Consider the following 26,732-nt stretch of genomic DNA (forward strand, 5'->3'; position numbering starts at 1 on the left):
TTATGGGGTTAATTTCTTTTTTAAAAACTCTTGTTGCCTCTTTGGCAAATTATCCTTTAAATCTACATATTTCTTTTGAATCTTAGGATCCTTCAATAGGTTATCTAGTACTTTCCTACAAAAGTTTCTGAATCTCCAATTATGATGTACCGCACCATCCACCAAATCTACAAGAGATTGATCAGAAAAAGCCTTAAGACTTTCTAAATATGTAAATGCATTCTCACGAGTGCTAAAATGATGTACAGGAGCAGCATATCCTGATAATTCGGCATAAAATTGCTGATGTTTTTCTTTTTGATATTCTGGTGTACTAAGCGCCAAAACTAACCAAAGTATCCGCACATTTTTATCATGAAACCCAATAACATCTTTGGTTGCTTCTAAATACTTATTTCTTTCTGAAGGAAAATTAGCCCATAAATGATATAATGCTGGTTCTATAGTGGCATAGGATTCATCTGTTAACAAAGATTCATATTGTTTTTGTAAGCTTTTTGGAATACTACTCATGGTATTAGCGATTGCTTGTCGCACATATATATTATCGGTTTCAAAAGCTTTGGTAAGTAAAGCGATAGCCTCTTGGGATGTTTCGCCATCTAACTGATAAATAACTTCTTGTCCTATATACTCATTAATAGGAAAATCCAAGGCCGTGGCTAATGTCCCCCACTTTCCTGCTAAAGGTTGTGTACGTTCGCCTGCCAGACTTAAATATTTTTTGATAAATGGAGAAGTTGTCAGTATATCCAATGCTTCCTGAGATGGAAACTCAATAGCTTCTAACCATATTTTACGATACTCTAATAAATCCTGACCACTCACCTCTTCTGCGACAGCAATAAAATCTGATGTAGTCACATTTTTGAATTTGTATTTCTCCAGATAATTAGTAATCGTAAGCTTAAAATTAGCATCTCCTATCGCATTCTTTAAGGCGTGTAACGCCCAAGCACCATGTTGATAGAAAGTAAGAGAACTTGCTTTAGGATTTAATAAAGAAGTAGCGTCTGCAGCTTTGGATTGTTCTGTGAGCTGCTCTGCGCTTTCGTATAATTTATACTGAAAATACTCCTCGCCAAAAATTTCTCTTTCTGCTAGTAATGCATAATAGGTAGCAAAACCTTCTTGGAGCCAATGATGTTTCCCTTCTGTTTCGGTTACTAAATCGCCAAACCATTGATGTGCTAACTCATGAGCATTCACATTAATATAATTGCGATCATTAAATCCTATATTGTCTACTACAAAGGCATCAGAAAAAATAGTGGCTCCGGTATTTTCCATCCCGGCATATAAAAAATCTTTTACCGGAATCTGTTTATAGTTCTGCCACGGAAATGCATATCCAATCTCTTTTTCGAGGAAATCAAACATTTTTTTACTATGCTTATACGTAGATTCGAACTTGTCTTTATCCTCAGGATAGTAATACATTTCTAAAGGAATACCACTTTCTGAATTTTCTACCACTTTTTCGTATTTTCCTATTGCCAATGCCAGCAAATAACTACTCATAGGTTGCTGCATGTCATATTCCCATCGCTGGATAGAATCATTTATTGTTTGTTTGCTAACAAGTTTTCCATTCGCTATAACCTCATAGTCTGCATCATAGTTGATTATCATATCAAATTCGATCTTCTCATTCATATCATCAAAACTCGGCAACCAATTAGAGGTATATTTTCCTTGTCCTTGTGTCCAGATCTGATCATTACCTTGATAATCCTTCAGAAAATACAGTGCTTTTTTAGGAGCTGCTATATATTGAATTTCTATACTATGTTCTGAACCTTGTTTAAAATCAGAAGTAACTTGTATCTTTTTGTTGTCATATTCTACGGCTGCTTTCTCTCCATCTAATAAGACATCCATAATTTGCATTTTCTGTGCATCAATGCTGATGGATTGTGTAGGTTGAAGTATTTTAAAAACATAGGCCACTTTTCCTTCTACCTTTTTAAAATTAGCTTCCAGAAAAATATTTACTTTTCCGGTTAAAAAATCTACTGAAGATTCTTCTTTTTTGTCATTCTCGCTCGAGCTGGAATCCACCTGCTGAGCAGATATAGCAAAAGAAATAAAGCCTATTATTACATATAAAATAAATCGCATACAGATCAATAATCAAATGTTCTGCCAAAATAACGATTTTAGTCTGGTAATGTGACAAGTTTTGTGTGGAACCTGGATTATACATCATGAAATCACCATCTAGCCAAACAAGCAGGTATTCCTGATTCTATATTCTTCAAACAATAATGCTCTAATGAATCAGGGCAATCGCATAAAAATTAGCTGTAAAAACATCCATCCTAAGTCCTTCCTTCAAAGGAAGGATCTAAAAAGTCTCCCTTTGAAGGGAGATTTAGAGGGATGTTTGAACTGTAAACATAAAAATACTATGTATCTTTTTTCAATAAAATTGTCCTATATAACGTATTATTCGGGTTGAACATTTTTGCGATAAATAGTATCTTCGCTCTAATGAATGCGAATATCTTACAAACTCCTATCGATTATCTAAAAGGTGTTGGGCCTTCTCGTGCAGATTTGTTACGTACAGAATTAGGTATTCATACCTATCAGGATTTAGTTAATTTATTTCCGAATAGATATATTGATAAAACCAATTATTATAAAATTAATGAGCTACAGCGTACTTCTGCAGAAGTACAAATGGTTGGTAAGATTATTAATATCAAAATGGTCGAACAAAAACGTGGAAAACGTTTAGTAGCCAAATTTATTGACGATACCGGAGAAATGGAATTGGTATGGTTTAGAGGTCATAAATGGATCAAAGAAAATCTAAAATTAAATACGCCTTATGTGATTTTTGGCAAGACCAAATATTATAATGGTTTTAGTATGCCACATCCAGAGATGGAATTACTTACGGAACATGAAAAGAATCTAAAAGTACTCATGCAACCGGTATATCCTTCTACAGAAAAACTATCCAATAAAGGCATTACCAATCGGGTGGTTAGTAAGATGATGCAACAATTATTTCTGGACACTAAAGCACGATTTTATGATACGCTTTCTGAAGAAATACGATCTGAATTAAAACTGATTCATAAAAGTGAAGCAATTCTCAATATTCATTTCCCAAAAAACCAGGAATTACTTGCCAAAGCGCAATATCGATTAAAATTTGAAGAGCTTTTCTATATTCAACTACAGCTTATTACCAAAAAACTAATTCGTAAACATAAAATCAAAGGATTTCCGTTTACCGAAGTCGGGTCTTATTTCACTAATTTCTATAACAATCATCTACCTTTTGAGCTAACCAATGCACAGAAACGGGTGATCAAAGAGATCCGAAAGGATATTGGCAGTAGCGCACAGATGAATCGCTTGTTACAAGGAGATGTAGGATCCGGAAAAACTATTGTAGCATTGATGACGATGCTGCTGGCAATAGATAATGGTTTTCAGGCCTGCTTAATGGCGCCAACTGCTATTTTGGCGAATCAACATTATCAAGGAATTGTAGCATTAACCAAAGATCTGGACATCAATGTAAAATTATTGATGGGTAGTTCTAAAACAAAGGAACGAAGAGAAATTCATCAGGAACTGGAGGAAGGAACATTACATATTCTCATTGGTACACACGCAGTACTAGAGGATAAAGTACAGTTTAAAAATCTCGGGTTAGCGATCATTGATGAGCAGCATCGATTTGGGGTAGCACAACGTTCTAAACTTTGGCATAAAAATACCTATCCGCCACATATTTTGGTAATGACTGCAACACCAATCCCAAGAACGTTAGCTATGAGCCTGTATGGTGATTTGGATATTTCGGTGATTGATGAATTACCACCTGGAAGAAAATCAATTAAAACCGTACATCGATATGATAGCAATCGTCTCAAAGTATTTAAGTTTATAGCAGACGAGATCCAAAAAGGAAGACAAATCTATATCGTATATCCATTGATTCAGGAATCTGAAGCTTTGGATTATAAAGATTTAATGGATGGATATGAAAGCATTGCTCGCTCCTTCCCTACTCCAGATTACCAGATATCCATTGTACATGGTAAGATGAAACCTGCTGACAAGGATTATGAGATGGAACGTTTTGTAAAGGGCGAAACTAATATTATGGTCGCTACAACGGTGATAGAAGTGGGGGTTAATGTGCCTAATGCCAGTGTGATGATCATAGAGAGTGCAGAACGTTTTGGATTATCGCAATTACACCAATTACGGGGTCGTGTGGGTCGTGGAGCAGAACAGAGTTTTTGTATCCTGATGACTAGTCATAAACTATCATCAGATAGTAAAACAAGATTAGAAACTATGGTACGAACCAATGATGGTTTCGAAATCGCAGAAGTAGACTTAAAATTACGTGGACCAGGTGATATTATGGGCACACAGCAAAGTGGAGTTCTAAATCTAAAGATTGCAGATATCGTACGAGATAATGACATCCTAAAGACTGCAAGGTATTATGCCATGAAAATTCTAAAAGAAGATCCTTCTTTGTCTCTAGAAAAGAATAAAGTGTTGTTGTTTACATATCAACAATTAGCTAAGCACAAAAACATCTGGAATTACATTAGTTAAACTGTTAAAAAATTAATATTTCATTAACTAAAGGAGGTACTTAAGAACTACCCTCCTCCTACCTGGACAGTACCTCTCCCCATGCCAAAACAGAGGTCAGTCCTGTATCAAACACAAGTGACACTTAGCTCTGACACAAGTGATACTTCTGTTTATACCTAGCCATGTTTCTGTTTGAAGTACCCTTACCCTGTTTTGGGAGTACCCCAAACGAACCTTTGACACGAATACCCCCACTTGTATAAGTACCCCAAGTGATGTGCTAATTGTGAAATACCCACTTACACAAGTACCCCCTCCTAGGGCTGGAAGTAGGTTTTGGGAAGTTTGCTTCGAAAAGAGCATTTTTTTTAACAGTTTTTGTTAAAACTTAAGGAGTGTCCATATACGATTGCCAAATCACCAAAAGGTATTTGCTTTTAGCATTATCTTTTAATTCCAGAAATCCATATTCATAACAGAAAAGGTACACTTGTCCTTTGCTATTTTTCCAATAATGAGTAAAGTATTTGGGACTAAATCCCTCTTTTAAAAGCTTTTCTTTGCGAATGGTTACTAAACCAGCTTTGTTATACCCTTTTAATATCTTCCGGTTTTTTTTCAATTGTTTATCTATTTTTTTAAATAGGGTATCTTCTTTCTCCTTATTTTGTTGGTAATAAAAAGCAGATCTGCAATAAGAAGAACAGAACTTTTTACCAACTCTTCCTTCAAGCTTCTCATTACAATAGGCACAATTTCGTTTCATAAAACATCTTTCTAAGATAGTGTCCTTATTCTTAAAATTGTTACCTATCTATCGAATTAAACGTTTATTAAACGTTTAATTCGACGGCTTTGGTTGTGATTGGCTATACAAACCTCCATATTTGAACACAATGGAACCTATATATAAATATATCACAATGGAACCTATATATAAATATATCACAATGGAACCTATATATAAATATATAACTCTTAAACATCTCCTAATCGATCAACAAAAAATGATTGGTCTGCAATTCTATCCTGATAAAGTGATTCAGGCTTTAATTAAAGAGTTGCCCAATCCCAAGTGGAGTACCCATTTCAAGATGGTTTACATTGCTAATACAAAGGAAAATCTAGACTTAATTTTTAAGAAATTCAGAGGTATTGCTCGAATTAATTGTAATTTATTTTTTGAAGATAAGGTGATTAGAGAAAATGATGTTGCCGACATTAATTGGTATCGAAACAGAAATAAAACACATTCTTTTAAATACGTTCCGGAAGCATTCTTATTAAAGCTAGAATTAAAAAGATACTCTCTAAACACTTGTAAAACATATATTTCTCAATTTGAAAGATTTATAAACTCCTACTCTCATAAAGAAATTATTGAACTATCTGAAGAGGAAATACGAAACTATTTACAATCCTTGGTTCAGAAAAACAAATCTGACAGTTATATCAACCAGGCCATTAATAGTATCAAATTCTATTATGAAGCCGTGATGGGAATGCCCAACAGGTTTTATAGTATTGAACGACCAAGAAAATCTATGCGTTTGCCTGATATACTAGCTAAAGATGATATTATAAAAATGATCGAAGTCACTACAAACCTTAAACATAAATGTATTATAAGTTTGTTGTATTCTTCAGGACTACGCAGAAGTGAAGTATTAAGTTTAAAACCAGAGGATGTTGATAGTAAGCGAATGCTCATAAAAGTAAAGCAAGCTAAGGGAAATCACGATAGATATACGATATTAAACAAGAGTGTATTAATTCTTCTAAGAGGGTATTACAAAGCTTACAAACCATCGGTATATTTATTTGAAGGACCCAAAACCGGAAGTCAATATAGTGCATCAAGTATATTACATGTAGTCAAAGAAGCTGCTTTAAAAGCGAATATTAGGAAAAGAGTATCCCCACATATGCTGAGACATAGTTTTGCCACCCATCTTTTAGAAGAAGGCACTGACCTAAGGTATATCCAGGCATTATTAGGTCATAAATCAACAAAAACTACAGAAATATATACTCACGTAGCTATAAAAACCTTTAAAGGCATAAAAGATTTATTAAATTAGCTCCTTACAAAATAGAAATATAGTTAACTTTTATAACTATATACAATTGTTAAATCTGCAATCTTCGCTTCGCTCGCTTGCAGATTTAACGTTGTGGGCAAGAGCTGTGATCGGCTCTTCTCGCATATTTACACCTTCTAGGCTACTGCGAAGAGGTTCTGGATACCGATGTTATCGTTGAAATGTTAGGCTTACTTATGGTGGCTCAGCAAAGACAGCAGATAACACCAGGCAAGAAGCAACGGCCAACAACGCCTTGCCCCTTGCCAACTAACTAGTTAGTTGAGGGCCAAGACGCTGCTGACCGCAGCTCTTGCCCACAACGTTCTAAAGCATTCAATACTCTTAGATTTAAAGAAATGGAAACGGTGCACTTTTAAGTGTCTATACTAACATTGGAAATAACATATATCATGGTTAAAAAAAAAATGATATGAGTGAAGAGAAAGCTAAACCAAATTTCGATGTTGCAAAAGCACTAGAGGAAACACTATTTGGGTTTCTATTACTAATGTTGAGAACATTTATGACCACAATAGATTTTTTGTTTAAGCCAAACTCTATGGCTTCTTTTATTAAATCTTATAATAAAAAAGGAAATTCTTCTAATCTACCCGATTATTCTAGACCATTAACATACATAATGGTTTTACTTATCGGATCTATGTATGTGTTTTATCTACTTATTTTGTTTTTGCAATTCGTATTTCAACAGCAAGGAATTGATCCTGAAATAATGAATTCACTCGCAATAGTAAAATTCTTAAAATCTTTAGATTTAATGAAACTCGTTATGGTAATGTTTCCGGTTTTATTATGCTTATCTCTATACTCACTAACTTCAAAATTATTGTTTAGTATAACTGGCATAACATCTGACATTAGAACTCATATACATATAAATTGCTATTTTACAGGTGTTTCTTGGATTTTGTTTTCTTGTTCAATTTTTACTATGGCTTTTTTTAACGATGATCCTGTTAAGAATATAGCGCAAAGGATTTCTCAAATAGTCCCACCTATTTTGGCAATTGGATTTATGAGTCTGTTAATATTGGCAGCTGCAAGATATCTTCAGTACTACAAAAGATGTGTCGCAAAAACATTACCCAAAGCATTGTTTATAGTTATTTCTAATGCATTAATCTGGACAGTATTGTTATTTTCAATAAGTTATTTTGTAATTGGTTTAGCGAGGTCTGGTGCTATGCGGATTTAAACATAAAGCAAAAAACATTGATTGATTAAGAAAAAATCTTGACTTGCAAAATAAGTAATCCATGATGCTTATTTTAAATAAGAAAAACGCTGTAGAACAATTTGTATATTGCATATGCCGCCTTCGGCAGGCAAACGCAACATACAAGAAACGTTGTAAACAAGGCTAAAGAAACATTGTGCTAAAAAAAATATTAGAATCAAGAAAAAAATCTGAAAAGCAAAATAGGCTTTGTATGTTCACTGATTGTCGTGAAAAAGCAATCAAATCTCACGTTCTACAAAAGAATGGTGTCTTAAGAGAAATTTCCGAGAAAAATCATTTGGTTCAACCTTTACCGCCAAGTCCGTTTGAAACTGCGAAAAAAGGAATATTCGATTTTAGGAAAATTGGAGTAAATGACGTTTATACTTTTAAAGGATTTTGTTCAGAACACGACAATGGCATATTTCAGCCAATTGAATCAAATGAAAATTTAGATTTTACTGATTCTAACCAACAAGCATTGTTTAGTTATCGTGGTTTATGTCAAGAAATAAGACGAAAAGAAATATCTGTAGAATGGTTGAATGACTTAATGAAATTATGCCCAATAGAAACAATATATATGATGCAATCATCATTAAATGGATATAAACACGGTATAGAAAATCTGACTTTTTTTAAAAAGGAATTAGAGAAAGCTATAAAAAATGATGATTATTCCTCTTTTGAATTTAAGACAATTAAAATACCAAGACTTGAACTTTGTGTTTCAGTACCATTGAACATTAAAACATCTGCCGACCAAAAATTAGATATTCCATATACGACCTCTTTCATTAATGTATTTCCGAAAGGTGATTTCACATACGTAATTGTAGGTTTTCATAAAGATTATAGATGTAGTTGGACTCAAAAATTTATAACTAAAATGAGAAGTTCTAAAAAAGACAAAATCTTTAAAGAACTAAGCGATCTAGTTACAATGAGATTAGAATTTTGGGCAATGTCACCTAAATTATTTAGACAGATTCCTGCAACTGATGTTGAAAAATATAAACAGTTATTTACTCAAAATGTATTTAATCACGATGCGGAATTAAGAACAAAATTGAATTTATTTAAAAATGCGTAAAAGCCCAGTTTACAACATTGTATAAAAATAATGCGTAGTTTAGTGCTTAATCAAGAGTTCGTGCGCTTTTGTTACATCTGATTTTCCTGCGGAAAATCCTCGCACACAAAACCGCACTATTCTTATACGTAACCGTTAGCTACAATTATCAGATAATGAAAAAAGAACACAAGAAAATAATTGACCATATTTCTACTTATCTGAATGAAAATCCAGAACAAAGGTTTGGCCAGGCAATTTTCAATCTTAAAATCAACGAATTCATAGAAGAAGAAAACTTGATTAATCCTAAATACCAACTAAGAGATATTCACAATGACTCGGACGAAAAAATACTTGGGCGGATTGAATCTCAACTAAAGTGGTTTAACAAACAAAAAGAAAGTTTATAATTTTATGAAACTGTCTTGTAAAAAATGTTCGAAAAGAGAATTTGAAGTTCCAAATTTCACATCTGAAGAGAAAAAAAATCTTTCTGAATTAAAAGCCAATAATAAACTTGGAGAGTTAATTCAAAAAATAGAATCACTCTATGACATAGAAAGTATTGATGCTAAGTTCTCCTTTATGCATATTAATAAAAAGTACGGAAAGTGTAATCGCTGTAATGTTGACTATCTTGAAGGGGAATATGTTGAATGTCCTAAGTGTAAGGCTTTAAATTTTAACTGGAAAACGGAGAAATAAAAAGTAGCTAACATTATATATGAAATCAGAGCAAAGTTTGGTGTTAGATCGAAAGGTCTTTTCCTTTTTGCAATGGCGCTAAATTTTTATAAATTAAACAAGAAACAAAAATGCGCAGATAAATCAATTGGTTCAAGTATTCTTGCCTTGCTCCGATTCATATATTTGGCGTTGTAAGTAATACCCTAAACTTTTAAAGTATTGAGAGAAAAATTAATTGAAAAAGTTATTTCTGAAATAGAAAACCCAACATTTGAAACGACAAAACAATATCTTGAAGTTCATAATGTGGAGTTTGATAATGGAAAACCAAAAATAGAAAGAATAGATTACGACTTTTTTGACAATGTAAATATTGTTTATTTACCTATTCAGAATGAGCCTTTCTTTTTGACCTTACAATTCTCAAAAGAAACCGATGAATTACTTGGAATTGGAACTGAAAATGGAAATCAAGTATATTTAACTGCAACTTCTGAAAACCTAACCTTTGAACAACTTTCGGAATTAACAAAACTCAACGGACTTTCGGGTTGGAGTATTGACGAATTAAGACCAAATAGAAGAAGTAAATACACTTTTAGTCGTATATCATTTGAACCTATAAAAAGTAGAGCCTTTGATCTAGAAACAAAACTCAAATTATTACTAACGGAGTTGGAAAAAGATCTCGACGGAATAAAAAAACTGACTGAAAAGGCTAATGCAACTATTTCTGTTCATCATCAACAATATATTGATGGAAATAAAGGGATAAATTTTGATATAGAAACAATCTCGAGAATGAGTAAATTAAACTTGGGAATAAATATTGACCAATATGTTTTTGGTAATGAATTGAAGTCTGTACTCTGAAAAAAGTACTACTTACAACATCATATATGAAATCAGAGCAAAAGTTCAGTGCTAAATCGAAAGGTTATTTCCTTTTTGCAATGGCGCTAGATTTTTTATAAATTAAACAAGTAATAAAAATGCGCGGATAGATCGATTGGTTTAGGTGTACTTGCCTTGCTCCGATTCATATATTTGGCGTTACCCAACATTTGAAATGAATATCAGTTTTGACCTCGATAGCACGTTAATTCCAAATGGAAAAGAATTCGAAACCGAAAAAAGAAACGGAATCGCAAAACTTCTTGGAATTGAAGAAATACGAAAAGGAACGGATGAATTGATTTCTGATTTGCAACGTCAAGGACATAAAGTTCATATCTATACAACATCATTTCGGACAAAAGGAAAAATAAGACGGACTTTGAAATATTATGGAATAAAAGTTAACCGAATTGTAACCCAGACAGAAAACCAAAAAGTTCTAAAATCTCGGAATATTAACTCCTCAAAGTATCCGCCAGCATTTGATTTTGACTTACATATTGATGATTTAAAAGGTGTCGGAATTGAAAGCGAGAGATTTGATTTCAAAGTGATTATTGTAGACCCAACTGACAAAAATTGGATAGGAAAAATAAATAGTGAGATAAAACAATTGACTAATACTTGAGGTAAAATGGAAAAGAAATGGTTCAGTAAAGGAACTTACAAAAACATCAATTGTGCAAATTGTGGTAAAACTCAAAATGAAATTGCAACAATGGATCATCATTCTGGTATTTGTCCTAATTGTAATATTAGTTGTATTTGGTATTATATAACAAATGAAAACGTTACTCAAATAATTCCCGAATTTGCTCCTGACCCTATTAAAAGTTTTATTGATTGGTGTCAATCTGAATTGGATGAATTAGAGATGACGGAACTAGTTATTGAACTTGAAAATATTGGAAAAAATTAAATAACTAAATAAAAACGTTGGGTAACACTATATATATGTTCATAGCAGTTAAGTGATCAATCGAATGGTTCTTGTATTTTTGGTAAGGCACAATGCTTGCAGAAAGTAAAAGTTAGCAATCAATGCGCAGAAAAATCGAAAAGCAAGGTAACATTTTGCTCTGCTACGACACATATATTAAACGTTAAATCTGCAATCTTCGCTTCGCTCGCTTGCAGATTTAACGTTGTGGGCAAGAGCTGTGATCGGCTCTTCTCGCATATTTACACCTTCTAGGCTACTGCGAAGAGGTTCTGGATACCGATGTTATCGTTGAAATGTTAGGCTTACTTATGGTGGCTCAGCAAAGACAGCAGATAACACCAGGCAAGAAGCAACGGCCAACAACGCCTTGCCCCTTGCCAACTAACTAGTTAGTTGAGGGCCAAGACGCTGCTGACCGCAGCTCTTGCCCACAACGTTAGGCACAAGCTTATCAAAAGAAATCAAACAAGCATTAAAAATTGAAATCAATAACAGTAGATTCACTAATAAATATTTATCGCAAGCTTTTTAAAAGAAGTTACTGGTCAATAGCGCGAATCTATTGTCTATTCTTTCTAGGCGAATTAACAAAACTTTCAGAACCACTTGTAAAATGGATACAACTTGCAAGTGATAATTCCGGAAACATAATATGGAAAAGTATTTTAAATGTCATAGCAACTTATCTAAGTTTTGAAATTCCTAGTTTGGCTACCTTATTCCTATTTCTAATTTTTGCTATAGTTTCTTACCTACGATATCTTGAAGTTAGGAATAATAAAGGTTCGCAAAATATTGAAGAACTTATAAGAGAATTGAATAACAGAATTAAATCTGAAAATAATCAAATAAATAAATTACCAATTCCTGATTTACCAACTTCTGAGCAGGAAAAAATTCTAATCGATTTTCTCAAAAATGATGTTCCTAATATGACGGGAGAAAAATTTGAACGAAACACTTCAAGTTTAATTAACTATTTTTCAAACCTTGATAATAGTGAAAGTTTTATGACTTTTCTAAAAGAAGTTTTGGATAATAAATCAAAATATTCAACAGATCAAAAAGCTATTTTATTAGTTAATTCTGCTCACTTTTTCATTCGTCAATTCGATTATCAAAAGATTGATTTCATGGTTGAAATCATGAAAAAAAGTACTGGTTTAAAACCTTTTAGTAGACATGTTTCGTCGCATTACCTAATAGAACTATTAGAATTAATGAAAAGAAAAGATGAACCTAAATACAAAAGCCTATTAAACGACAAAACATTACTTGATGATTTAAATGCTAGTGGAGTAATCCAAGAATTATTTGATGACTTATCTCATCGAAGAAAAAATGGAGAAGTGAAATGGAAAAATTTTGTTAAAACGGTTTTTTTGAATTCTTATTTAAGTGAGCTTCTAACCGAATTAAAGTAATATTAATACTGAGTCATCTAAAACTGCCAGTGCCTAACAACGTGTATAAAACATAGCTGGCAAGTGTTAAATTGAAAGGTTTGTGTGTATTTGCAAAGACCGCCAAATTTTTAAATTTGGCTTTTAGAACAGAAAAATTAAAAACAAAATATAAAAATTCGGCTCTGTGTTTATCCGAAAAATTAATGTCTTTTTACACGCTACATTTCATACACAGAACGTTATCGCACATTAAACAAATAATGAGTAAACAAATACTACTAATACTCTCACTATTTATAATCAGCTGCAACCCTGCATCTAAAAAAGATCAAATTGTGCCTGAAAATTATATCAACGGAATTCCAAAATCTGTCAAACAGAGTATTTTAGAAACGAAAATAATATTGTCTGAAATTAAAGATCCTTATGAATTACATCTTTATGAAAAAATTCAATTTATCATCAACGATAAAGTAACTTTAGAATACAAAAAAGATGATTTGGAAATTGAAGGTTATCAGGACAATGTCTGTGTGTTTTTTCAAAAACCTGAAAACGGCAGTTTTGTGAATTTTTATGTATTTACATCCAATAATAGACCTTCTCCAAATAAGTTCATTGTTTTTAAACAAAGTGCAAACGAAATTAAATTTATAGGTGAAACTGAAGAATCAACAGCAGATATTTTTGGAGATGTAGATTTGGATGGAATATTTGAAATTGGTGGATTTAATAATTATTGTCAACCTGGCACAAAAGAAAATGAACAACCTGATCATCCTTTATTTTGTATTGAACATTTAAGAGTTTATGAAATTGGAAATACCTTTGAACGAGACTCTATAATGGAAAACTTTATTAAGAAAAATAAAAACATGCGATAACACTATATATGTGATCATAGCAGCTAAGTGATGAATCGAATGGTTCTGGCTTTTTTGCAAGGGCGCAATGATTGCAAAAACAAAAAATTAGCAACCAATGCGCAGAAAAATCGAAAAACAGGGTAACATTTTGCCCTGCTACGACACATATATTAAACGTTAAATCTGCAATCTTCGCTTCGCTCGCTTGCAGATTTAACGTTGTGGGCAAGAGCTGTGATCGGCTCTTCTCGCATATTTACACCTTCTAGGCTACTGCGAAGAGGTTCTGGATACCGATGTTATCGTTGAAATGTTAGGCTTACTTATGGTGGCTCAGCAAAGACAGCAGATAACACCAGGCAAGAAGCAACGGCCAACAACGCCTTGCCCCTTGCCAACTAACTAGTTAGTTGAGGGCCAAGACGCTGCTGACCGCAGCTCTTGCCCACAACGTTGTACATAATTGACCTAAACTCAATCTAAATGGATAAAATTTACATTTTACTACTCTTGATATTAATTACAAGTTGTAAAAATCAAACTGAATTTAAAAACCGAATAAACCAATTACAAACTCAAAATGACAGTTTAAAATCGGAATTAAAAAAATATGAAAACAAATATGTGTTTGACCGAGTAATGATTAAACATTATCCAATTAAAGGTAGCCAAGTGAAAAAAGGAACAAAATATTATGGTGAGTTTGTTTTTGTTTCTGATGTTAGAGACGATTTTGTAATGTTTGGAACTGAAAGGGATGAATCGAAACAAGGTTTTGAAATTAAAAACCCGATTACATTAAAAACTAAAAAGGGTGATTCTGGAGCTTATCGATTTGAAATAGATATCGTAAACGATACGACTAATTTGATATTTAAGCCATTATTAAATAATAAGCTTTCTCTTAAACATCAAAATGCAGGATATAATGGAGTAATAATTTCTGACTACTTAATCGTAAAGTAAAAACTATGTACAACAGTTTGTATATTGCATTTACTCCCTTCGGGAAGCAAACACAACATACAAGAAACGTTATCTATAATTAATGAAACACTATATATTTTTTATATTACTCATTTTGATTAGTTCTGATTCGGAAAGAGTTATCGGAACTTTTGAAATCATAGATAACCTTAATGAAGATACTATAGAAATAAGGAAAGACGGGACCTACACCTATAAGGAAAGAGGTGATAGTTGTTGGTTATGGAATGATTTTACTGGAAAATGGAAATTAGAAGATATCACACTGACTTTATTTGAGATACAAAGAACTTTGGATATAACTTCCAAAATTGAACGCAATTATTTTGATAACTCTAGCGATTCCATAAGGATAAATGTAAAATCATTTAATGAAGAGTCAATAGGAGATTTTAAAATAAAATATGAAAGTCTAATTAATGGATTACCTAAATATGAAGTAAAAACAGATAACAATGGTATAATTAAGTTACCAAAATTTAAAATTAAATCTTTAGATAATGAAATAGTAGTTATCGGAATGGATTATGTTGTTTATGGTGATACTATTTCTGAGCAATTCTCCATTGATGAAAAAATTGACAATATAATTATTAGATTGAACAAATCACCGGATTCAATCAACCAGTATTATGAACATAAGTTTAAATATAAAGATAATAAGCTGATCTCCTACGAATCGCCAAGATTATCTGAAAATAAAATATATAAAAAACTATAGATAACAATTTGTATAATGCATATGCTCCCTTCGGGAAGCAAACGCACCATACAAGAAACGTTGTAGCCAATTAAACTGAATGCAAAAAACAGTCGAATTTATAGAAGATAGAATTAAGTGGAGAGCTTCTCAACATGGTCTACCGAATAAAAGTGTCTTTTTATTTGAAAACTTGACTGATGAAGTTAAAATGAAATATTCAAATCATTTTGACGAAAAAGATAGTGGAAAAATAATCTTACTATTTACGGATTCAAAGAATAATTGGACAGCATTGGGAACTAAAAGAATCATTGGATATAATGGAACAAAACTCAACTCTGTAAAACTAGAATCAATTAAAGATGTAGATTCTAAAAATCGGAAAGAATATTTCGAAAAAGCAGAAGCTGGCCAAACTAAGCTAAAAAAAATTAAAAAACGAAATGAATATGAATTATTGATTACTGAATTTGACGGGAAAGAAACCGAATTTATAACTAAAAAAGGAAGCGATTTTTTCTCACTATGGAATATTGTACTTATGATTACAAGGTTAAATGAAAATTCGAAATGAAAATTGAATGTACTTGCGGAAATATAATATCTGATTCTTCTGATTACATAATGTACAAAGGAAGATTTATTCCTGATAGAAATTGGGACGATTTTTGGGATGCTATTGATTTTGCAATAGAAAAATCAGGACCATCAGAAAAGGAAAAAGAAGATGCTTGTATGAAATTGCGAATGATGAGAGTTTTTGATTCAATATTGGAATGTATCGAATGCGGTAAATTATTTGTAGATGACGAAAATGGAAACCTTGTAACTTATTCGCCCGATTCAAAAAAATACAATGGAATATTCAAGAAAAAATAACTGGCTACAACACTATATATATGATCATAGCTGTTTATGGCTAGATCAAATGGTCTTTGTATATTTAGAATGGCGCAATGCTTGCAAAACTAAAAAATAGCAATCAATGCGCGGATATGTCGATAATTGGGTAACATTTTACATAGCTACGACATATATATTAAACGTTACCACACATTTGGAAAAAACAGAAAGACCATATAATCTAGAAGAAATAAAGCTATTGAAAAGTAGAAAACACTCTCTTTGGCAACATTTTGAGAATTTTGGAATGAAATGGATTATTGCCACATTTATCCTAATCGGACCATTTTTGTTGTATGAAAAATTCGTTCAAGAAGTACCACCTAAGACAGAATTACCAATAGTCATTATTCTACAAATTATTGCAATTATTACTGTGCTGATAATAATGAAACGGATGGGAGAAATCGGTTGGAACAAAAAAGTCGATAATGAAATTAAAAACGGAAAAGCACTGATTCTCAAAATTAAAACGCAAAGAGTTGTTAAAAGAAAAGATCCCGAAGATTTTGGTTCTGGATTTTACCTAGAAATAGATAAAAATAAAACACTCTTTTTACAAGGCCAATATTTTGATGAGTTACAATATTCTCGAAAATTCCCAAATACTGACTTTGAAATTGTCAGAACTAAACTAAACTTTAATGAATTAATTAATATAAACTCTTTCGGAGAATATTTAAAGCCTGAAAGAAAAATAAAGGCGTTCTCAGAGGAACAATATGAAAGCGGAAATTTACACTATGATGGAGATGTGTTAGAAATGTCAATTGACGAAATAAAATAAAAACGTGTGGTAACAACACCTATGCGATAATGCGAGGTTTTGGTTTAATCGAAAGGTCATCGCCTATTTGGTTTGTCGCCAAAAATTTAAATTTAGTATTTTAGAAAAGATAAAAACAAAACATAAACTTTGGCTAAGTGCTGGATCGAAAACCTATGATTTCCTGCTCCCGCACTACGCATAGCTAAACGTTACCACATATTAGAAAAAAAGAAAAATCAAGAAATCGAAGAATTGAAAGAACACATGGAATTGCAAAAACTGATTTGTAAAAAATATAATTCTGACTTTACTCCTGTTGACGATAAGCTTTTTATCGGAGTTTCTTCAAATCTTGAACTTGAACCTTTGAATGGACTAAGACATCCCAGGCACGGACAAATGGACGGATGGTATATTTGGAGTGGTGAATGGTCGGACGAAGATGATTTCTTCAAGCCTTTATGTTTAGAAGATCTGATTGAATTAAAACCTGAGATAACTAAATATCTTGGACTTGATGTTGGGTTTCGTTTTTTGACGGACAAAAATGGATATGAAGATGTTTGGTTTGATCAAAATATAACGGAATTAAAATAAAACATGTGGTAACAAGGTGTATGAATTAATTGCGGCGGAATTTCCTTATCGGAAATTCACGCGCATTAATTATCTTTAGCAACGGCGGAAAGTACCTGCGTACTTTCTCGCAACTAATCATACACTAATCGTTAAGGCGCATTGTTGGAATCTGAAAAGCAGAACGCAACAGCGGACAAAAGCCAGACCAGTGAACAGTGTATTTTTTGTGATGGCCAGTACCTAATCGAAGAAAAAGCGATAGAAAAGCCAATATTGAGGAGGTTTACTGAGCAGTAACCTGCCTGTCGGCAGACAGGCGTGCTAAAAAATCGCTTTTTTGGCTGATCAGCATCGGAATTAAAAAAGTTCAGGTTTATTTAGTTTGGTCTGTCTCCTACTCGATGACAGCAACCCAATCGCGGGAAGGAAAACTAATATAACGGAGTTTTAATGCAAGTAATATTGCCTTGCTGCGGCTTGTTTGCAAAGGCTTGCCATTGAAAAAAAGATACGCGCCATAACACTATATATGTGATCATAGCAGCTACGTGATTAATCCAAAGTTTGTTGTATTTTTATGAAGGCGCAATGCTTGCAAAAAGTAAAAGTTAGCAACCAATGCGCAAGAAAAATCGAAAATCAGGGTAACATTTTGCCCTGCTACGACACATATATTAAACGTTGTAAATAATTATGAAAGTACTTTTCTTAACTTTTTCCTGTTTTTTTATTTTTTCATTTTCTGATATCCAAAATGAAAAAATAATTTACGAAAACTATTGCCAAGCAATTGATAGTTATGGAAGCACATTTCCTTACTATTTAGTTGTCAATATAACTGACTTAAATACAGGAAATAGCAAAGAAGTTTGTTTAGAAGGTGGAGAACTCGTTTATGCTCTAACAAATGAATGGAATATTAATATTGAAAAGGATTACAAAACAGCAAAAAAGATTAAGCGGAGAAAAAATCGGGAGTTTAATATAAAAACGAAAAGTATCCTGAAAAGGTTAAACAGAATTTCATATTCAAATACAGAGCTAACTGAATATTCTAAAATGGTTAATATCGATTCTATTTCAAAAAGCATTTTAAAATCCGATAAATGGAGCTTTTATCATAATTCTGAAAAAGAACAAATTATGATGGCTCATCTTTTATTTAATAAAGGAATTTTGACTGGAACTAATGATTGTTTTGGAGGCGAAGAGTTGACATATATAAATTGGAAAGATTAAAACTATTTACAACACCAAGTATGATGTCATAGCAGTTAAGTCATAACCTAATGGTTCTTGTATATTTGCTATGGCCCAAAGATTTTATGAAGTGAAAGTTATAAAATCTGCGCAGATAAGTCGATGGCTTGGTAACATTTTGCTCTGCTACGACACATACTTATAACGTTGTATGTAATTCCAAAAGAACTTCAAATCATAAATGAAAATTAAGAAACTGACTTTATTAATACTTTCACTATTTATTTCTTCTCTAATAATGGAATCTTGCTCTTCGGATATTGGAGACACAAAATATAGAAACGCAAATTATCTTTATTATAAGGAAGAAGGAAAAACTGGATATTGGCAAAAAACAAGCTCGAATTCGGATTTTAAATATAAAAAAGGAAAATTAACTTACTTTTTTGATAATGGAAATCGATTTGGAGAAATAGAAGTAATTGACAGTTTGCCTAACAGAATTGAAAAGTTTTATGATAAAGATTCTAATAAGCTTATAAAAACTGTATGGAGAAAAGCTGATTCCGTTATTAAATTAAAATATGAAAATGGATATTATAAAGGATATCATTCTAATAATGGAATTCTAACAAAAGAAGGAAACATAGAAAATAATCTTGAGCAAGGTGTTTGGAAAAAATACAGGAAGAATGATGGCTCTCTAAGACAAATAATTGAACTTAAGGACGGACTAGAACACGGTAAAAGAGAAAACTTTTGGGAAAATGGCAAATTGCAAAGTGTATCTTATTGGAATATGGGAAAACAAGTTGGAGAAGGAGTAATTTATTTTGAAAATGGAAATCTAGAAGAAAAAAACTTTATAAAAAACGGAGAACTTCACGGAATAGTTAAAGTATATTTTCAAAATGGCAACTTAAAATCATCTGATAAGTATTGGTATGGAAAAAAATGTGATACCAGTAAAACATTTTATGAAAATGGAAACATTAAAAAGCTACAAATTGTCAATTTGGATACAGTAAGTCAAATAACTACTGGCAAAGAATTACGTTACTCTAAAAATGGGAAATTAAAAGCAGAAGCTGAGTTCAAGGACTTTAAAACAAATGGAAGCTTAATAATTTATAATGATAATGGAATTGTAATTGAGAGATCCGAAAAAATTAATAATAAACATCACGGACATATCATTACTTATAATGACTCTGGAATTAAAAATCTTGAAGGGAATATGAAAAATGGTTTCTTTGATGGTATCATTAAGCACTATGACGAAAATGGCAATTTAAATAAATCCATTACTTATGATAATGGAATAGCCAAAGACTCAATAATATATTAAAACTACATACAACAATTTGTATATTGCATATGCCGCCTCCGGCAGGCAAACGCAACATACAAGGAACGTTATCAACAATAAGTTAAATATAATAGATGAAAAAAATTTACTTTTCAATTGGATTGTTTTTAGCCACAATTAATCCAATCCTATCTCAAAAAAATAAACTTGAATTTGGAATAAAAGCGGCACTAAATTATTCTTCATTTACCAATGATAAAGATGAAGGTTTCCCTATAAATTATCAAGGAAAAATAGGAGTGCAAATAGGTGGATTAATGAATTTAAATTTAACCGAGAAGATTGCTATTCAACCTGAAGTCTTATTTTCGGTACAGAATAGTGATTTTTTAATTGACTTTAGTGTTGATCCTGACAGACCTCCTGGAATACCAGCGGGTATTGATGGTGACATAAAGGAATTTATGATATTAGTACCGATAACTTTAAAATATTCTTTTAACGAAAAAATTAATTTCAATATTGGTCCTCAATTAGGCTATAATCTAAATAGAACAATTGAGTATAACGACTCTAATGTCATAGGAGAATTTTTAAAACTTACTTCCAATTCAAATATAGAATTTGGAGTAATAGTAGATTTAGGATATAATCTTGGAAAAAAAATCAGAACAGGTATAAGATATAGTTACGGAATAACCAAGCGGATTGAAGCAAATAGTTCGGTGTTTTCAATCGGAATAGATTATAGAATCTAAAAAAAGTTGATAACATCATATATAAAATCAGAGCAAAGTTTAGTTCTAGTTCGAAAGGTCATTTCCTTTTTTGTGATGGCGCTAGATTTTTATAAATTGAACAAGAAATAAAAATGCGCAGATAGATCAATTGGTTTAGGCTTGCTTGCCTTGCTCCAATTCATATATTTGGCGTTGTGCATAATAAAACCATTTTTCCTTAACAATTGATACAATAAAATGGCAACGGATTAGTATTAAAAGATTTATGAAAAATATAATTGCATCGTATAAAGTAAATAAATTTCCACCTTATATTGTTTTCAGTTCTATTTTTTTAGGATTTTTACTTTTTTTAGCTATAGAGGGAAAAGTATTAATTGAACCAATCTTAGCTTTTGTAATTTTAGGTATCCTTTCTTTAGGGATTATAATCGATATTTTATGGCTACTTTTCGGTAGAATCCTACTAATCAACAACAAAAGGGAATTCTTAATTGAGAAAAAATTGCTATGCATAACATATCGAACAAAAAAAATACAGAAACCTTTTGAAGTTGAAATTCGTAAAAATATTAAATCTAATTTTTATTTAGGAAGAAGAAGTAATGATTGGCTTACATTTTACCACAAGAGAGGGTTACGTTTTTTTGAACAAAATGGAGATCTAATTTTCGAGATTGGATTAAATGATAAAATTAATGCTGAAAAAATATTCGAAAAAATAAAATAACAATGCACAACAACATATATGTGACCATAGCAGCAAAGTGATCAATCGAATGGTCTGTGTATATTTGGTAAGGCGCAATGCTTGCAGATGATAAAAGTTAGCAACCAATGCGCAGAAAAGTCGAAAAGCTCGGTAACATTTTGCTCTGCTACGACACATATATTAAACGTTATCTGTAATTGCAATGACCATAACCAAATATCATATTGAATTGTATAAAAAAGTTGGTGGTGATGTAGACCATCTTCAGCGAATAGGAACTTCTGAAGAAAAAAGTAGTGCCAATCAAAACATCATTGTAGAGATGGAAGAACTTGTATCAAATTTGGAACTAATAAAAAATGGAATGACCTCGAATTAATATACGGAAGAAATAAACGCAAAGCTTAACAAATTATGTATTGATGATTCCATAATTGCTGAATTGAAAAAATTGAAATCCTTTAGATAGAATTTATGAAACCATCATTGGAATTACCGAAAACTTTAAGAGCTCCTGAAATTGATGAAGTTCCTATGAATTCATCAATAAGTGAACGTTTAAAGCTACGAGAAACAGCAAAAATTGTGGAAGGATTCAAAATTCTACCAAAAGACAATAATCCGGAAAACAAAGAATTAGCTTTTAATTTCTACGCTGAAATTAATATTGACAACTCAAAACTTTGGGATTTAATACTTGAATTGAGCAATCAGATGCCAGATGAAATTTCATTGATTTTTAATCATTCTGATTGTGACCCTGAATACGGAAAATATTCCGACAAAAATCAAACTCTTGACTTTGTTTCTAAATATAAGACTGAAATTATTTCCGACACTTTTATCGATATTGGAATGATTTTTCACTCGGATTCTGAATTAATCGAAATTTTTGTTCCTGAGTCTAAATACATAAAGTTTTGGGGAGTTGATCAAGAATCATTTCTCAAATCGATGGATAAGTTTGACCTTAAAGAAATTGACGGAATTGAATTTGTGGATGAATATCCAAAAGTTAGAGAACCTTTAAGATTATTTGATAAAAATACAACAGACTCGAACGAACTGATTGAATTATTTAGGACAAATTTTAAATAAAAAAACAGATAACACTATATAACAAAACATAGCTGCCCTTTAGGTCAGCAACGTTTGTTATATTTAACGTTACAGCACATATGAAAAAAACACTTCTTCTAATATTGATTTTGTTTGTGTCAAGCATAAGTTATTCCCAAGAAACTAAAAAAATATCTTTTGATGATTTAAAAATCGAACTTGAAAATTTTTTAGTGGAGAAAAATCAAATAAGATACTTAGAAAAGGATTCTGTTAAGATTGGTCGGCTCTATATTGGTGGAATTCATAATAAGTTGTTAGATAAACAATTAAAAAATGGCATTTATGTTTTTAACAACAATTCAACTCATAGTTTGTCATTTTTTGTAATTATAGAAAATAATTCATACGATATTTTAGATATATCAACCCTAAGCGGACTTATTGAATCAGCTAAGAAAGTAATAGTTTTTTCTAATAAACAAAACTATTGCTATGAAATAACAATAGACTATTTATCAAGGCTTATTGGTGTTCATTATAATATAAATAGAAATCCAAGATATATAGGAAACAAAAATTGCAAATCTGAATTAAAACCGATAAAGAGTATTTTTACATTAAATTCACTAAAACTTAAACTTGCTGAATTTTTAGTTGAGAAAAGTGAATTCAAAAACATTGACTATTATTTTAAAGACTCTTATTATCTAGGTATTAATCGAACAGATTTCTATTATGGAATGCCTAAAGAGAATGAAAATATTGATTGCGGAATATATTCATTCGCTAACTACGAAAAATATGAACCCAACATATATTATGTAATTGTTAATGAAGGTGGGATTGAAATATTTGAAATGAAAAATGAAAAAAATCTAAATACTCTCATAAGCAAAATTTTGTCTTTTGGAGAAGATCAAAGGTATTGTCATTTGAAAACAACACAAATTATTAAACAAGTTTTTGAAAACTATGATTATTCAAGTTGTTTTATCAACTGGACCAAAGAGTTACCATAGGTCAAATTGAAAACGTGCTGTAACATCATATATGAAATCAGAGCAAAGTTTAGTGTTAGATCGAAAGGTCATTTCCTTTTTGTAGTGGCGCTAGATTTTTATAAATTAACAAGAAATAAAAATGCGCAGATAGATCGATTGGTTCAGGCTAGTTTGCCTTGCTCCGATTCATATATTTGGCGTTATACACAATAAAACCAATTATTTGAAAATAGCAGAATTATCTAAAGAAATAAAGGGTTTACTGGAGCAATTTGACGCTCCCCAAAGACTTATTAAACATCTAACTATTGTTAATTCAACAGCTTTCCATATAGTTGAACAATTAAAAACTGAATGGCCAAACTTGGTATTAAATGAAAAAGAATTACTATTTGGTGCATCCACTCACGACATCGGAAAAGCTTTAATTACCGATGAGCTATATAAAAAAGGTAAAAAACACGAATCTGAGGGATTTAAAATACTAAAAGAACTCGGCTACAATGATGAGGAATCAAGATTTACCATAACTCATGGGAATTGGGAGAATTCAGATCTGAAAATAGAAGACCTAATCGTATGTTTATCTGACAAAATTTGGAAAGGAAAACGAATAAATGAATTAGAGGAACGGATAGCAAACAAAATTTCAGAATTAACCGAAACGGATTATTGGGATGTTTCAATGAAATTGGAATTAATTCTCGAAAAGATTGCTATAGGATCAGATGATAGAATTGCATGGCAAGGATTATAAAATGTGTATAACAACATATATGTGATCATAGCAGTTAGGTGATCAATCGAATGGTTCTTGTATATTTATGATGGCGCAATGCTTGCAAAAAGTAAAAGTTAGCAATCAATGCGCAGAAATATCGAAAAGCAAAGTAACATTTTGCTCTGCTACGACACATATATTAAACGTTATAAGCAAGAAGAAGAAAAATAATAAATGGAAATACTAATAATTACTGGACCACCTTATTCTGGAAAAGGAACGCAATGCGAAATCTTAAATGAGCAACTAGATTTTAAACATATTTCAACTGGAGATAGATGCCGATTTGAAAAGGAAAACGGAACCGAAATTGGAAAAATAATGGCTGAATATGAAGAAAAAGGAGATTTAGTTCCTGATTCGCTAATGAAAGAATTGTTTAGCCAAATCCTGAATAAAAACAAAACTAATAAGGGTATAATTCTAGATGGTTATCCAAGAACGGACGCTCAAGTTGATGATTTAATTGAACTAGTCGAACGAAAGGATATGGAAATCGGAAAGGTATTGAATATCGAGGTGCCAAAATCTGAACTTTTAATTAGAGCTAAGAAAAGAGCGGAGACATCTAACAGAAAGGATGATAAAGACCCTCAAATTCATATAAAACGAATTGAAGTTTTTGAAAAATCAACTAGACCTGCTATAGAGTATATGAAATCAAAACTTGCAGTTAAAACTTTTGACGGACTTGGATCAATTGAGGAAATAACTGAACGAATAAAAGCAAGCTTATAACACTATGTATAGTGCATATACTCCCTTCGGGAAGTAAACGCACCATACATTTAACGTTACCTGCAAGCGCAAAAAAGCCTGAATTATAAATGAATATATTACAAAAAATAGCTAGAAAAATTATAAAACGATCATTTGATCTTTCTGTTTCAACAATCGAATTCTTTAGCAAAATGGAACCTTATGAACAAAAGGTTTCGGAATTAAGAAATCTTGAAAAAGGAACTTTAGGAAAAGAAATCGCTGAATGTCTCGACAACCATAATCTGACTTTAGTGCCTAAATATGAAAGTCACGATTTGAAACACGTTTTACTTAATTACCAAATGACAGCTGAAGACGAAATCCGAATGCAAGCTTTTATGGTTGGAAATGGAAATTATTCTATTCCTTCATTTGCAATTTTGATTTTCGGAGCAATTTTACTTCCAGACTTATGGCGGACTTTTTACTCGGACTTTAAAAAAGGAAAGAAATCTATCGGAATTTCGGAATGGACAATCGAAAAGTATGCAACTCGAAATCTGACTGAATTGAGAACTGAATTATTAAAACCAGAATTTGAACAAAAAACAATATTTGATATGAAACGAGTTACCAAATTTGGAGCTTTTGCTTCAATAGCGGCTGGAATTTTTGGAATGCTATTCTGTTTGCCATTTCTGTTTTCATCGAATATGGCTGATTTAGTTGGAGCTGGATTTCCTTTTGTCGGCGGAGCAATATTAGCAGTTGGTGGGCTTTTGGCTTTATCGAATTTATCACAACCAAATAAAAGTCAACTGGTAACAACATAAACAACTCGTGAAATTATATAACCCACTTTTTTCAATAATTGTAATAATTATCCAACTGATATTATCTCTGAAAGACTATTATGAACTACAAGAATGGAAAAAAGAAAATCCCGAACTTGATTCATTGATAAATGTAGTTATCCAATATGATACATTTTTTTTGTTTGTATTAATAATCGGAATTTATGAAATGTTGACAAAACCGAGTTGGTTTAAAATCTTAATCCGAATATTTTTGGTTTGCATTATTTTAGGAACAGAATTTTCTGGACTTATTCCAATCGAGGATTTTAAATCAGGAATTTATAATACTGCTTGGTTTTCAGCAGTAGTTGCAATCGTTCTGATTTTAATCCGAATTGGAAAATATGGGATTAAAAAAATGAATAATAGAAAACTGAATAAAGCCAGCAGGTAACAAAGGCTATAGTTAATGCGGGTTTTGGCACTTAACTCAAAGTTTAGAGCCTATAACCAAGTCCGCCAAATCTTTTTGATTTGGGTTTACAACAAAAAAGATAAAACAAAATAAAAAGTTTTGGCTAAGTGCTTAATCGAAAGTTGACTACTTTTAATTCCCGTACTAACCATAGCCGAGACGTTGTGCTTAATTTACCAAAATGCGAATAATCGAGATTAACGGAAATAAATTTTCAAATATGAAAGGATTCTATC

General features: G+C 31.7%; 30 protein-coding genes. 28 read left to right on the plus strand and 2 right to left on the minus strand.

Annotation, left to right across the window (positions count from 1 at the left end; genetic code table 11):
• Entirely contained in the window at nt 1-2,121 is a 2,121-nt protein-coding gene (locus tag Q0910_RS26920) for a M1 family metallopeptidase (protein WP_299223508.1), read from the minus strand.
• A gap of 372 nt (nt 2,122-2,493) precedes the next feature.
• On the opposite strand from Q0910_RS26920, the gene recG reads away from it, so the two are divergent.
• A complete protein-coding gene (gene recG / locus Q0910_RS26925) occupies nt 2,494-4,596 on the plus strand; it encodes an ATP-dependent DNA helicase RecG (RefSeq protein ID WP_299223510.1) in 2,103 nt (700 codons plus the stop codon).
• Between the two features lie 370 nt (nt 4,597-4,966).
• On the opposite strand, the gene Q0910_RS26930 is transcribed toward recG, so the two are convergent.
• Nucleotides 4,967-5,344, minus strand: coding sequence for a hypothetical protein (locus tag Q0910_RS26930; RefSeq protein ID WP_299223512.1), 378 nt, complete (start codon nt 5,342-5,344; stop codon nt 4,967-4,969).
• A gap of 241 nt (nt 5,345-5,585) precedes the next feature.
• On the opposite strand from Q0910_RS26930, the gene xerA reads away from it, so the two are divergent.
• The 27 genes from xerA to Q0910_RS27065 all read left to right on the plus strand — a co-directional run bounded on the left by xerA (nt 5,586) and on the right by Q0910_RS27065 (nt 26,475).
• A complete protein-coding gene (gene xerA, locus Q0910_RS26935) occupies nt 5,586-6,659 on the plus strand; it encodes a site-specific tyrosine recombinase/integron integrase (RefSeq protein WP_299223568.1) in 1,074 nt (357 codons plus the stop codon).
• Nucleotides 6,660-7,092: 433 nt separating this feature from the next.
• Nucleotides 7,093-7,878, plus strand: a complete 786-nt coding sequence (locus Q0910_RS26940; RefSeq protein ID WP_299223514.1) for a hypothetical protein — start codon at nt 7,093-7,095, stop codon at nt 7,876-7,878.
• A 178-nt stretch (nt 7,879-8,056) separates the two neighbouring features.
• Complete coding sequence (locus Q0910_RS26945) at nt 8,057-8,995, plus strand: hypothetical protein (protein WP_299223516.1); 939 nt, start codon at nt 8,057-8,059, stop codon at nt 8,993-8,995.
• A 155-nt stretch (nt 8,996-9,150) separates the two neighbouring features.
• On the plus strand, nt 9,151-9,387 hold the full coding sequence (locus Q0910_RS26950) for a hypothetical protein (RefSeq protein ID WP_280936237.1): 237 nt from the start codon (nt 9,151-9,153) through the stop codon (nt 9,385-9,387).
• A 4-nt stretch (nt 9,388-9,391) separates the two neighbouring features.
• Nucleotides 9,392-9,682 (plus strand): hypothetical protein, encoded by a 291-nt coding sequence (locus Q0910_RS26955; RefSeq protein ID WP_299223521.1) that lies wholly within the window; start codon nt 9,392-9,394, stop codon nt 9,680-9,682.
• A gap of 201 nt (nt 9,683-9,883) precedes the next feature.
• Complete coding sequence (locus tag Q0910_RS26960; RefSeq protein WP_299223523.1) at nt 9,884-10,537, plus strand: DUF4279 domain-containing protein; 654 nt, start codon at nt 9,884-9,886, stop codon at nt 10,535-10,537.
• Between the two features lie 196 nt (nt 10,538-10,733).
• The gene (locus Q0910_RS26965; RefSeq protein WP_118501048.1) at nt 10,734-11,189 is read left to right on the plus strand and encodes an HAD family hydrolase; all 456 of its coding nucleotides are present in this window, start codon (nt 10,734-10,736) and stop codon (nt 11,187-11,189) included.
• Nucleotides 11,190-11,195: 6 nt separating this feature from the next.
• Nucleotides 11,196-11,480, plus strand: coding sequence for a hypothetical protein (locus Q0910_RS26970; RefSeq protein WP_299223528.1), 285 nt, complete (start codon nt 11,196-11,198; stop codon nt 11,478-11,480).
• 503 nt (nt 11,481-11,983) lie between these two features.
• A complete protein-coding gene (locus Q0910_RS26975; protein ID WP_299223530.1) occupies nt 11,984-12,928 on the plus strand; it encodes a hypothetical protein in 945 nt (314 codons plus the stop codon).
• Between the two features lie 242 nt (nt 12,929-13,170).
• Nucleotides 13,171-13,794 (plus strand): hypothetical protein, encoded by a 624-nt coding sequence (locus tag Q0910_RS26980; protein ID WP_299223532.1) that lies wholly within the window; start codon nt 13,171-13,173, stop codon nt 13,792-13,794.
• A gap of 465 nt (nt 13,795-14,259) precedes the next feature.
• Entirely contained in the window at nt 14,260-14,742 is a 483-nt protein-coding gene (locus tag Q0910_RS26985; RefSeq protein ID WP_299223534.1) for a hypothetical protein, read from the plus strand.
• An 82-nt stretch (nt 14,743-14,824) separates the two neighbouring features.
• The gene (locus Q0910_RS26990; protein WP_066316471.1) at nt 14,825-15,484 is read left to right on the plus strand and encodes a hypothetical protein; all 660 of its coding nucleotides are present in this window, start codon (nt 14,825-14,827) and stop codon (nt 15,482-15,484) included.
• A 79-nt stretch (nt 15,485-15,563) separates the two neighbouring features.
• Nucleotides 15,564-16,040 (plus strand): hypothetical protein, encoded by a 477-nt coding sequence (locus Q0910_RS26995; RefSeq protein WP_299223538.1) that lies wholly within the window; start codon nt 15,564-15,566, stop codon nt 16,038-16,040.
• Complete coding sequence (locus Q0910_RS27000) at nt 16,037-16,345, plus strand: hypothetical protein (RefSeq protein WP_299223540.1); 309 nt, start codon at nt 16,037-16,039, stop codon at nt 16,343-16,345. Before Q0910_RS26995 ends, Q0910_RS27000 begins: the two co-directional genes overlap by 4 nt.
• Nucleotides 16,346-16,523: 178 nt before the next feature.
• Nucleotides 16,524-17,156: a hypothetical protein gene (locus tag Q0910_RS27005; protein WP_299223542.1), complete on the plus strand. Its 633-nt coding sequence runs from the start codon at nt 16,524-16,526 to the stop codon at nt 17,154-17,156.
• A gap of 234 nt (nt 17,157-17,390) precedes the next feature.
• Nucleotides 17,391-17,735, plus strand: a complete 345-nt coding sequence (locus tag Q0910_RS27010; protein ID WP_299223544.1) for a hypothetical protein — start codon at nt 17,391-17,393, stop codon at nt 17,733-17,735.
• Nucleotides 17,736-18,410: 675 nt separating this feature from the next.
• Nucleotides 18,411-18,956 carry a hypothetical protein gene (locus Q0910_RS27015; protein ID WP_299223546.1) on the plus strand — a complete coding sequence of 182 codons (546 nt, stop codon included), beginning with the start codon at nt 18,411-18,413 and terminating at the stop codon, nt 18,954-18,956.
• Nucleotides 18,957-19,158: 202 nt separating this feature from the next.
• Nucleotides 19,159-20,265 carry a hypothetical protein gene (locus tag Q0910_RS27020; protein WP_299223548.1) on the plus strand — a complete coding sequence of 369 codons (1,107 nt, stop codon included), beginning with the start codon at nt 19,159-19,161 and terminating at the stop codon, nt 20,263-20,265.
• 95 nt (nt 20,266-20,360) lie between these two features.
• Nucleotides 20,361-20,984 (plus strand): porin family protein, encoded by a 624-nt coding sequence (locus tag Q0910_RS27025; protein WP_299223550.1) that lies wholly within the window; start codon nt 20,361-20,363, stop codon nt 20,982-20,984.
• A gap of 247 nt (nt 20,985-21,231) precedes the next feature.
• The gene (locus tag Q0910_RS27030) at nt 21,232-21,696 is read left to right on the plus strand and encodes a hypothetical protein (protein ID WP_299223552.1); all 465 of its coding nucleotides are present in this window, start codon (nt 21,232-21,234) and stop codon (nt 21,694-21,696) included.
• A 184-nt stretch (nt 21,697-21,880) separates the two neighbouring features.
• Nucleotides 21,881-22,057: a hypothetical protein gene (locus tag Q0910_RS27035; protein ID WP_299223554.1), complete on the plus strand. Its 177-nt coding sequence runs from the start codon at nt 21,881-21,883 to the stop codon at nt 22,055-22,057.
• Between the two features lie 95 nt (nt 22,058-22,152).
• Entirely contained in the window at nt 22,153-22,776 is a 624-nt protein-coding gene (locus Q0910_RS27040; protein WP_299223556.1) for a hypothetical protein, read from the plus strand.
• An 80-nt stretch (nt 22,777-22,856) separates the two neighbouring features.
• Complete coding sequence (locus Q0910_RS27045) at nt 22,857-23,759, plus strand: hypothetical protein (protein WP_299223558.1); 903 nt, start codon at nt 22,857-22,859, stop codon at nt 23,757-23,759.
• 205 nt (nt 23,760-23,964) lie between these two features.
• A complete protein-coding gene (locus Q0910_RS27050; protein ID WP_299223560.1) occupies nt 23,965-24,498 on the plus strand; it encodes an HD domain-containing protein in 534 nt (177 codons plus the stop codon).
• A 198-nt stretch (nt 24,499-24,696) separates the two neighbouring features.
• Nucleotides 24,697-25,260, plus strand: coding sequence for a nucleoside monophosphate kinase (locus tag Q0910_RS27055; protein WP_299223562.1), 564 nt, complete (start codon nt 24,697-24,699; stop codon nt 25,258-25,260).
• Nucleotides 25,261-25,349: 89 nt separating this feature from the next.
• Nucleotides 25,350-26,057 (plus strand): hypothetical protein, encoded by a 708-nt coding sequence (locus tag Q0910_RS27060; RefSeq protein ID WP_299223564.1) that lies wholly within the window; start codon nt 25,350-25,352, stop codon nt 26,055-26,057.
• 7 nt (nt 26,058-26,064) lie between these two features.
• A complete protein-coding gene (locus tag Q0910_RS27065; RefSeq protein WP_299223566.1) occupies nt 26,065-26,475 on the plus strand; it encodes a hypothetical protein in 411 nt (136 codons plus the stop codon).
• The last annotated feature ends 257 nt before the right edge of the window (nt 26,476-26,732 follow it).

This window comes from uncultured Aquimarina sp., assembly GCF_947495315.1.
Lineage (GTDB): Bacteria > Bacteroidota > Bacteroidia > Flavobacteriales > Flavobacteriaceae > Aquimarina.

Bases quoted from the DNA above. Each gene is read 5' to 3' on its own strand.
- Q0910_RS26940 (WP_299223514.1), top strand. From the start codon at position 7,093: ATGAGTGAAGAGAAAGCTAAACCAAATTTCGATGTTGCAAAAGCACTA.
- Q0910_RS26980 (WP_299223532.1), top strand. From the start codon at position 13,171: ATGAGTAAACAAATACTACTAATACTCTCACTATTTATAATCAGCTGC.
- Q0910_RS26955 (WP_299223521.1), top strand. From the start codon at position 9,392: ATGAAACTGTCTTGTAAAAAATGTTCGAAAAGAGAATTTGAAGTTCCA.
- Q0910_RS27035 (WP_299223554.1), top strand. From the start codon at position 21,881: ATGACCATAACCAAATATCATATTGAATTGTATAAAAAAGTTGGTGGT.
- Q0910_RS27015 (WP_299223546.1), top strand. From the start codon at position 18,411: ATGAAAGTACTTTTCTTAACTTTTTCCTGTTTTTTTATTTTTTCATTT.
- Q0910_RS27060 (WP_299223564.1), top strand. From the start codon at position 25,350: ATGAATATATTACAAAAAATAGCTAGAAAAATTATAAAACGATCATTT.
- Q0910_RS26930 (WP_299223512.1), bottom strand. From the start codon at position 5,344: ATGAAACGAAATTGTGCCTATTGTAATGAGAAGCTTGAAGGAAGAGTT.
- Q0910_RS27025 (WP_299223550.1), top strand. From the start codon at position 20,361: ATGAAAAAAATTTACTTTTCAATTGGATTGTTTTTAGCCACAATTAAT.
- Q0910_RS27055 (WP_299223562.1), top strand. From the start codon at position 24,697: ATGGAAATACTAATAATTACTGGACCACCTTATTCTGGAAAAGGAACG.
- Q0910_RS26985 (WP_299223534.1), top strand. From the start codon at position 14,260: ATGGATAAAATTTACATTTTACTACTCTTGATATTAATTACAAGTTGT.
- Q0910_RS26920 (WP_299223508.1), bottom strand. From the start codon at position 2,121: ATGCGATTTATTTTATATGTAATAATAGGCTTTATTTCTTTTGCTATA.
- xerA (WP_299223568.1), top strand. From the start codon at position 5,586: ATGATTGGTCTGCAATTCTATCCTGATAAAGTGATTCAGGCTTTAATT.
- Q0910_RS26995 (WP_299223538.1), top strand. From the start codon at position 15,564: ATGCAAAAAACAGTCGAATTTATAGAAGATAGAATTAAGTGGAGAGCT.
- Q0910_RS27020 (WP_299223548.1), top strand. From the start codon at position 19,159: ATGAAAATTAAGAAACTGACTTTATTAATACTTTCACTATTTATTTCT.
- Q0910_RS27000 (WP_299223540.1), top strand. From the start codon at position 16,037: ATGAAAATTGAATGTACTTGCGGAAATATAATATCTGATTCTTCTGAT.
- Q0910_RS26990 (WP_066316471.1), top strand. From the start codon at position 14,825: ATGAAACACTATATATTTTTTATATTACTCATTTTGATTAGTTCTGAT.
- Q0910_RS27030 (WP_299223552.1), top strand. From the start codon at position 21,232: ATGAAAAATATAATTGCATCGTATAAAGTAAATAAATTTCCACCTTAT.
- Q0910_RS27045 (WP_299223558.1), top strand. From the start codon at position 22,857: ATGAAAAAAACACTTCTTCTAATATTGATTTTGTTTGTGTCAAGCATA.
- recG (WP_299223510.1), top strand. From the start codon at position 2,494: ATGAATGCGAATATCTTACAAACTCCTATCGATTATCTAAAAGGTGTT.
- Q0910_RS27040 (WP_299223556.1), top strand. From the start codon at position 22,153: ATGAAACCATCATTGGAATTACCGAAAACTTTAAGAGCTCCTGAAATT.
- Q0910_RS26970 (WP_299223528.1), top strand. From the start codon at position 11,196: ATGGAAAAGAAATGGTTCAGTAAAGGAACTTACAAAAACATCAATTGT.
- Q0910_RS26950 (WP_280936237.1), top strand. From the start codon at position 9,151: ATGAAAAAAGAACACAAGAAAATAATTGACCATATTTCTACTTATCTG.
- Q0910_RS26965 (WP_118501048.1), top strand. From the start codon at position 10,734: ATGAATATCAGTTTTGACCTCGATAGCACGTTAATTCCAAATGGAAAA.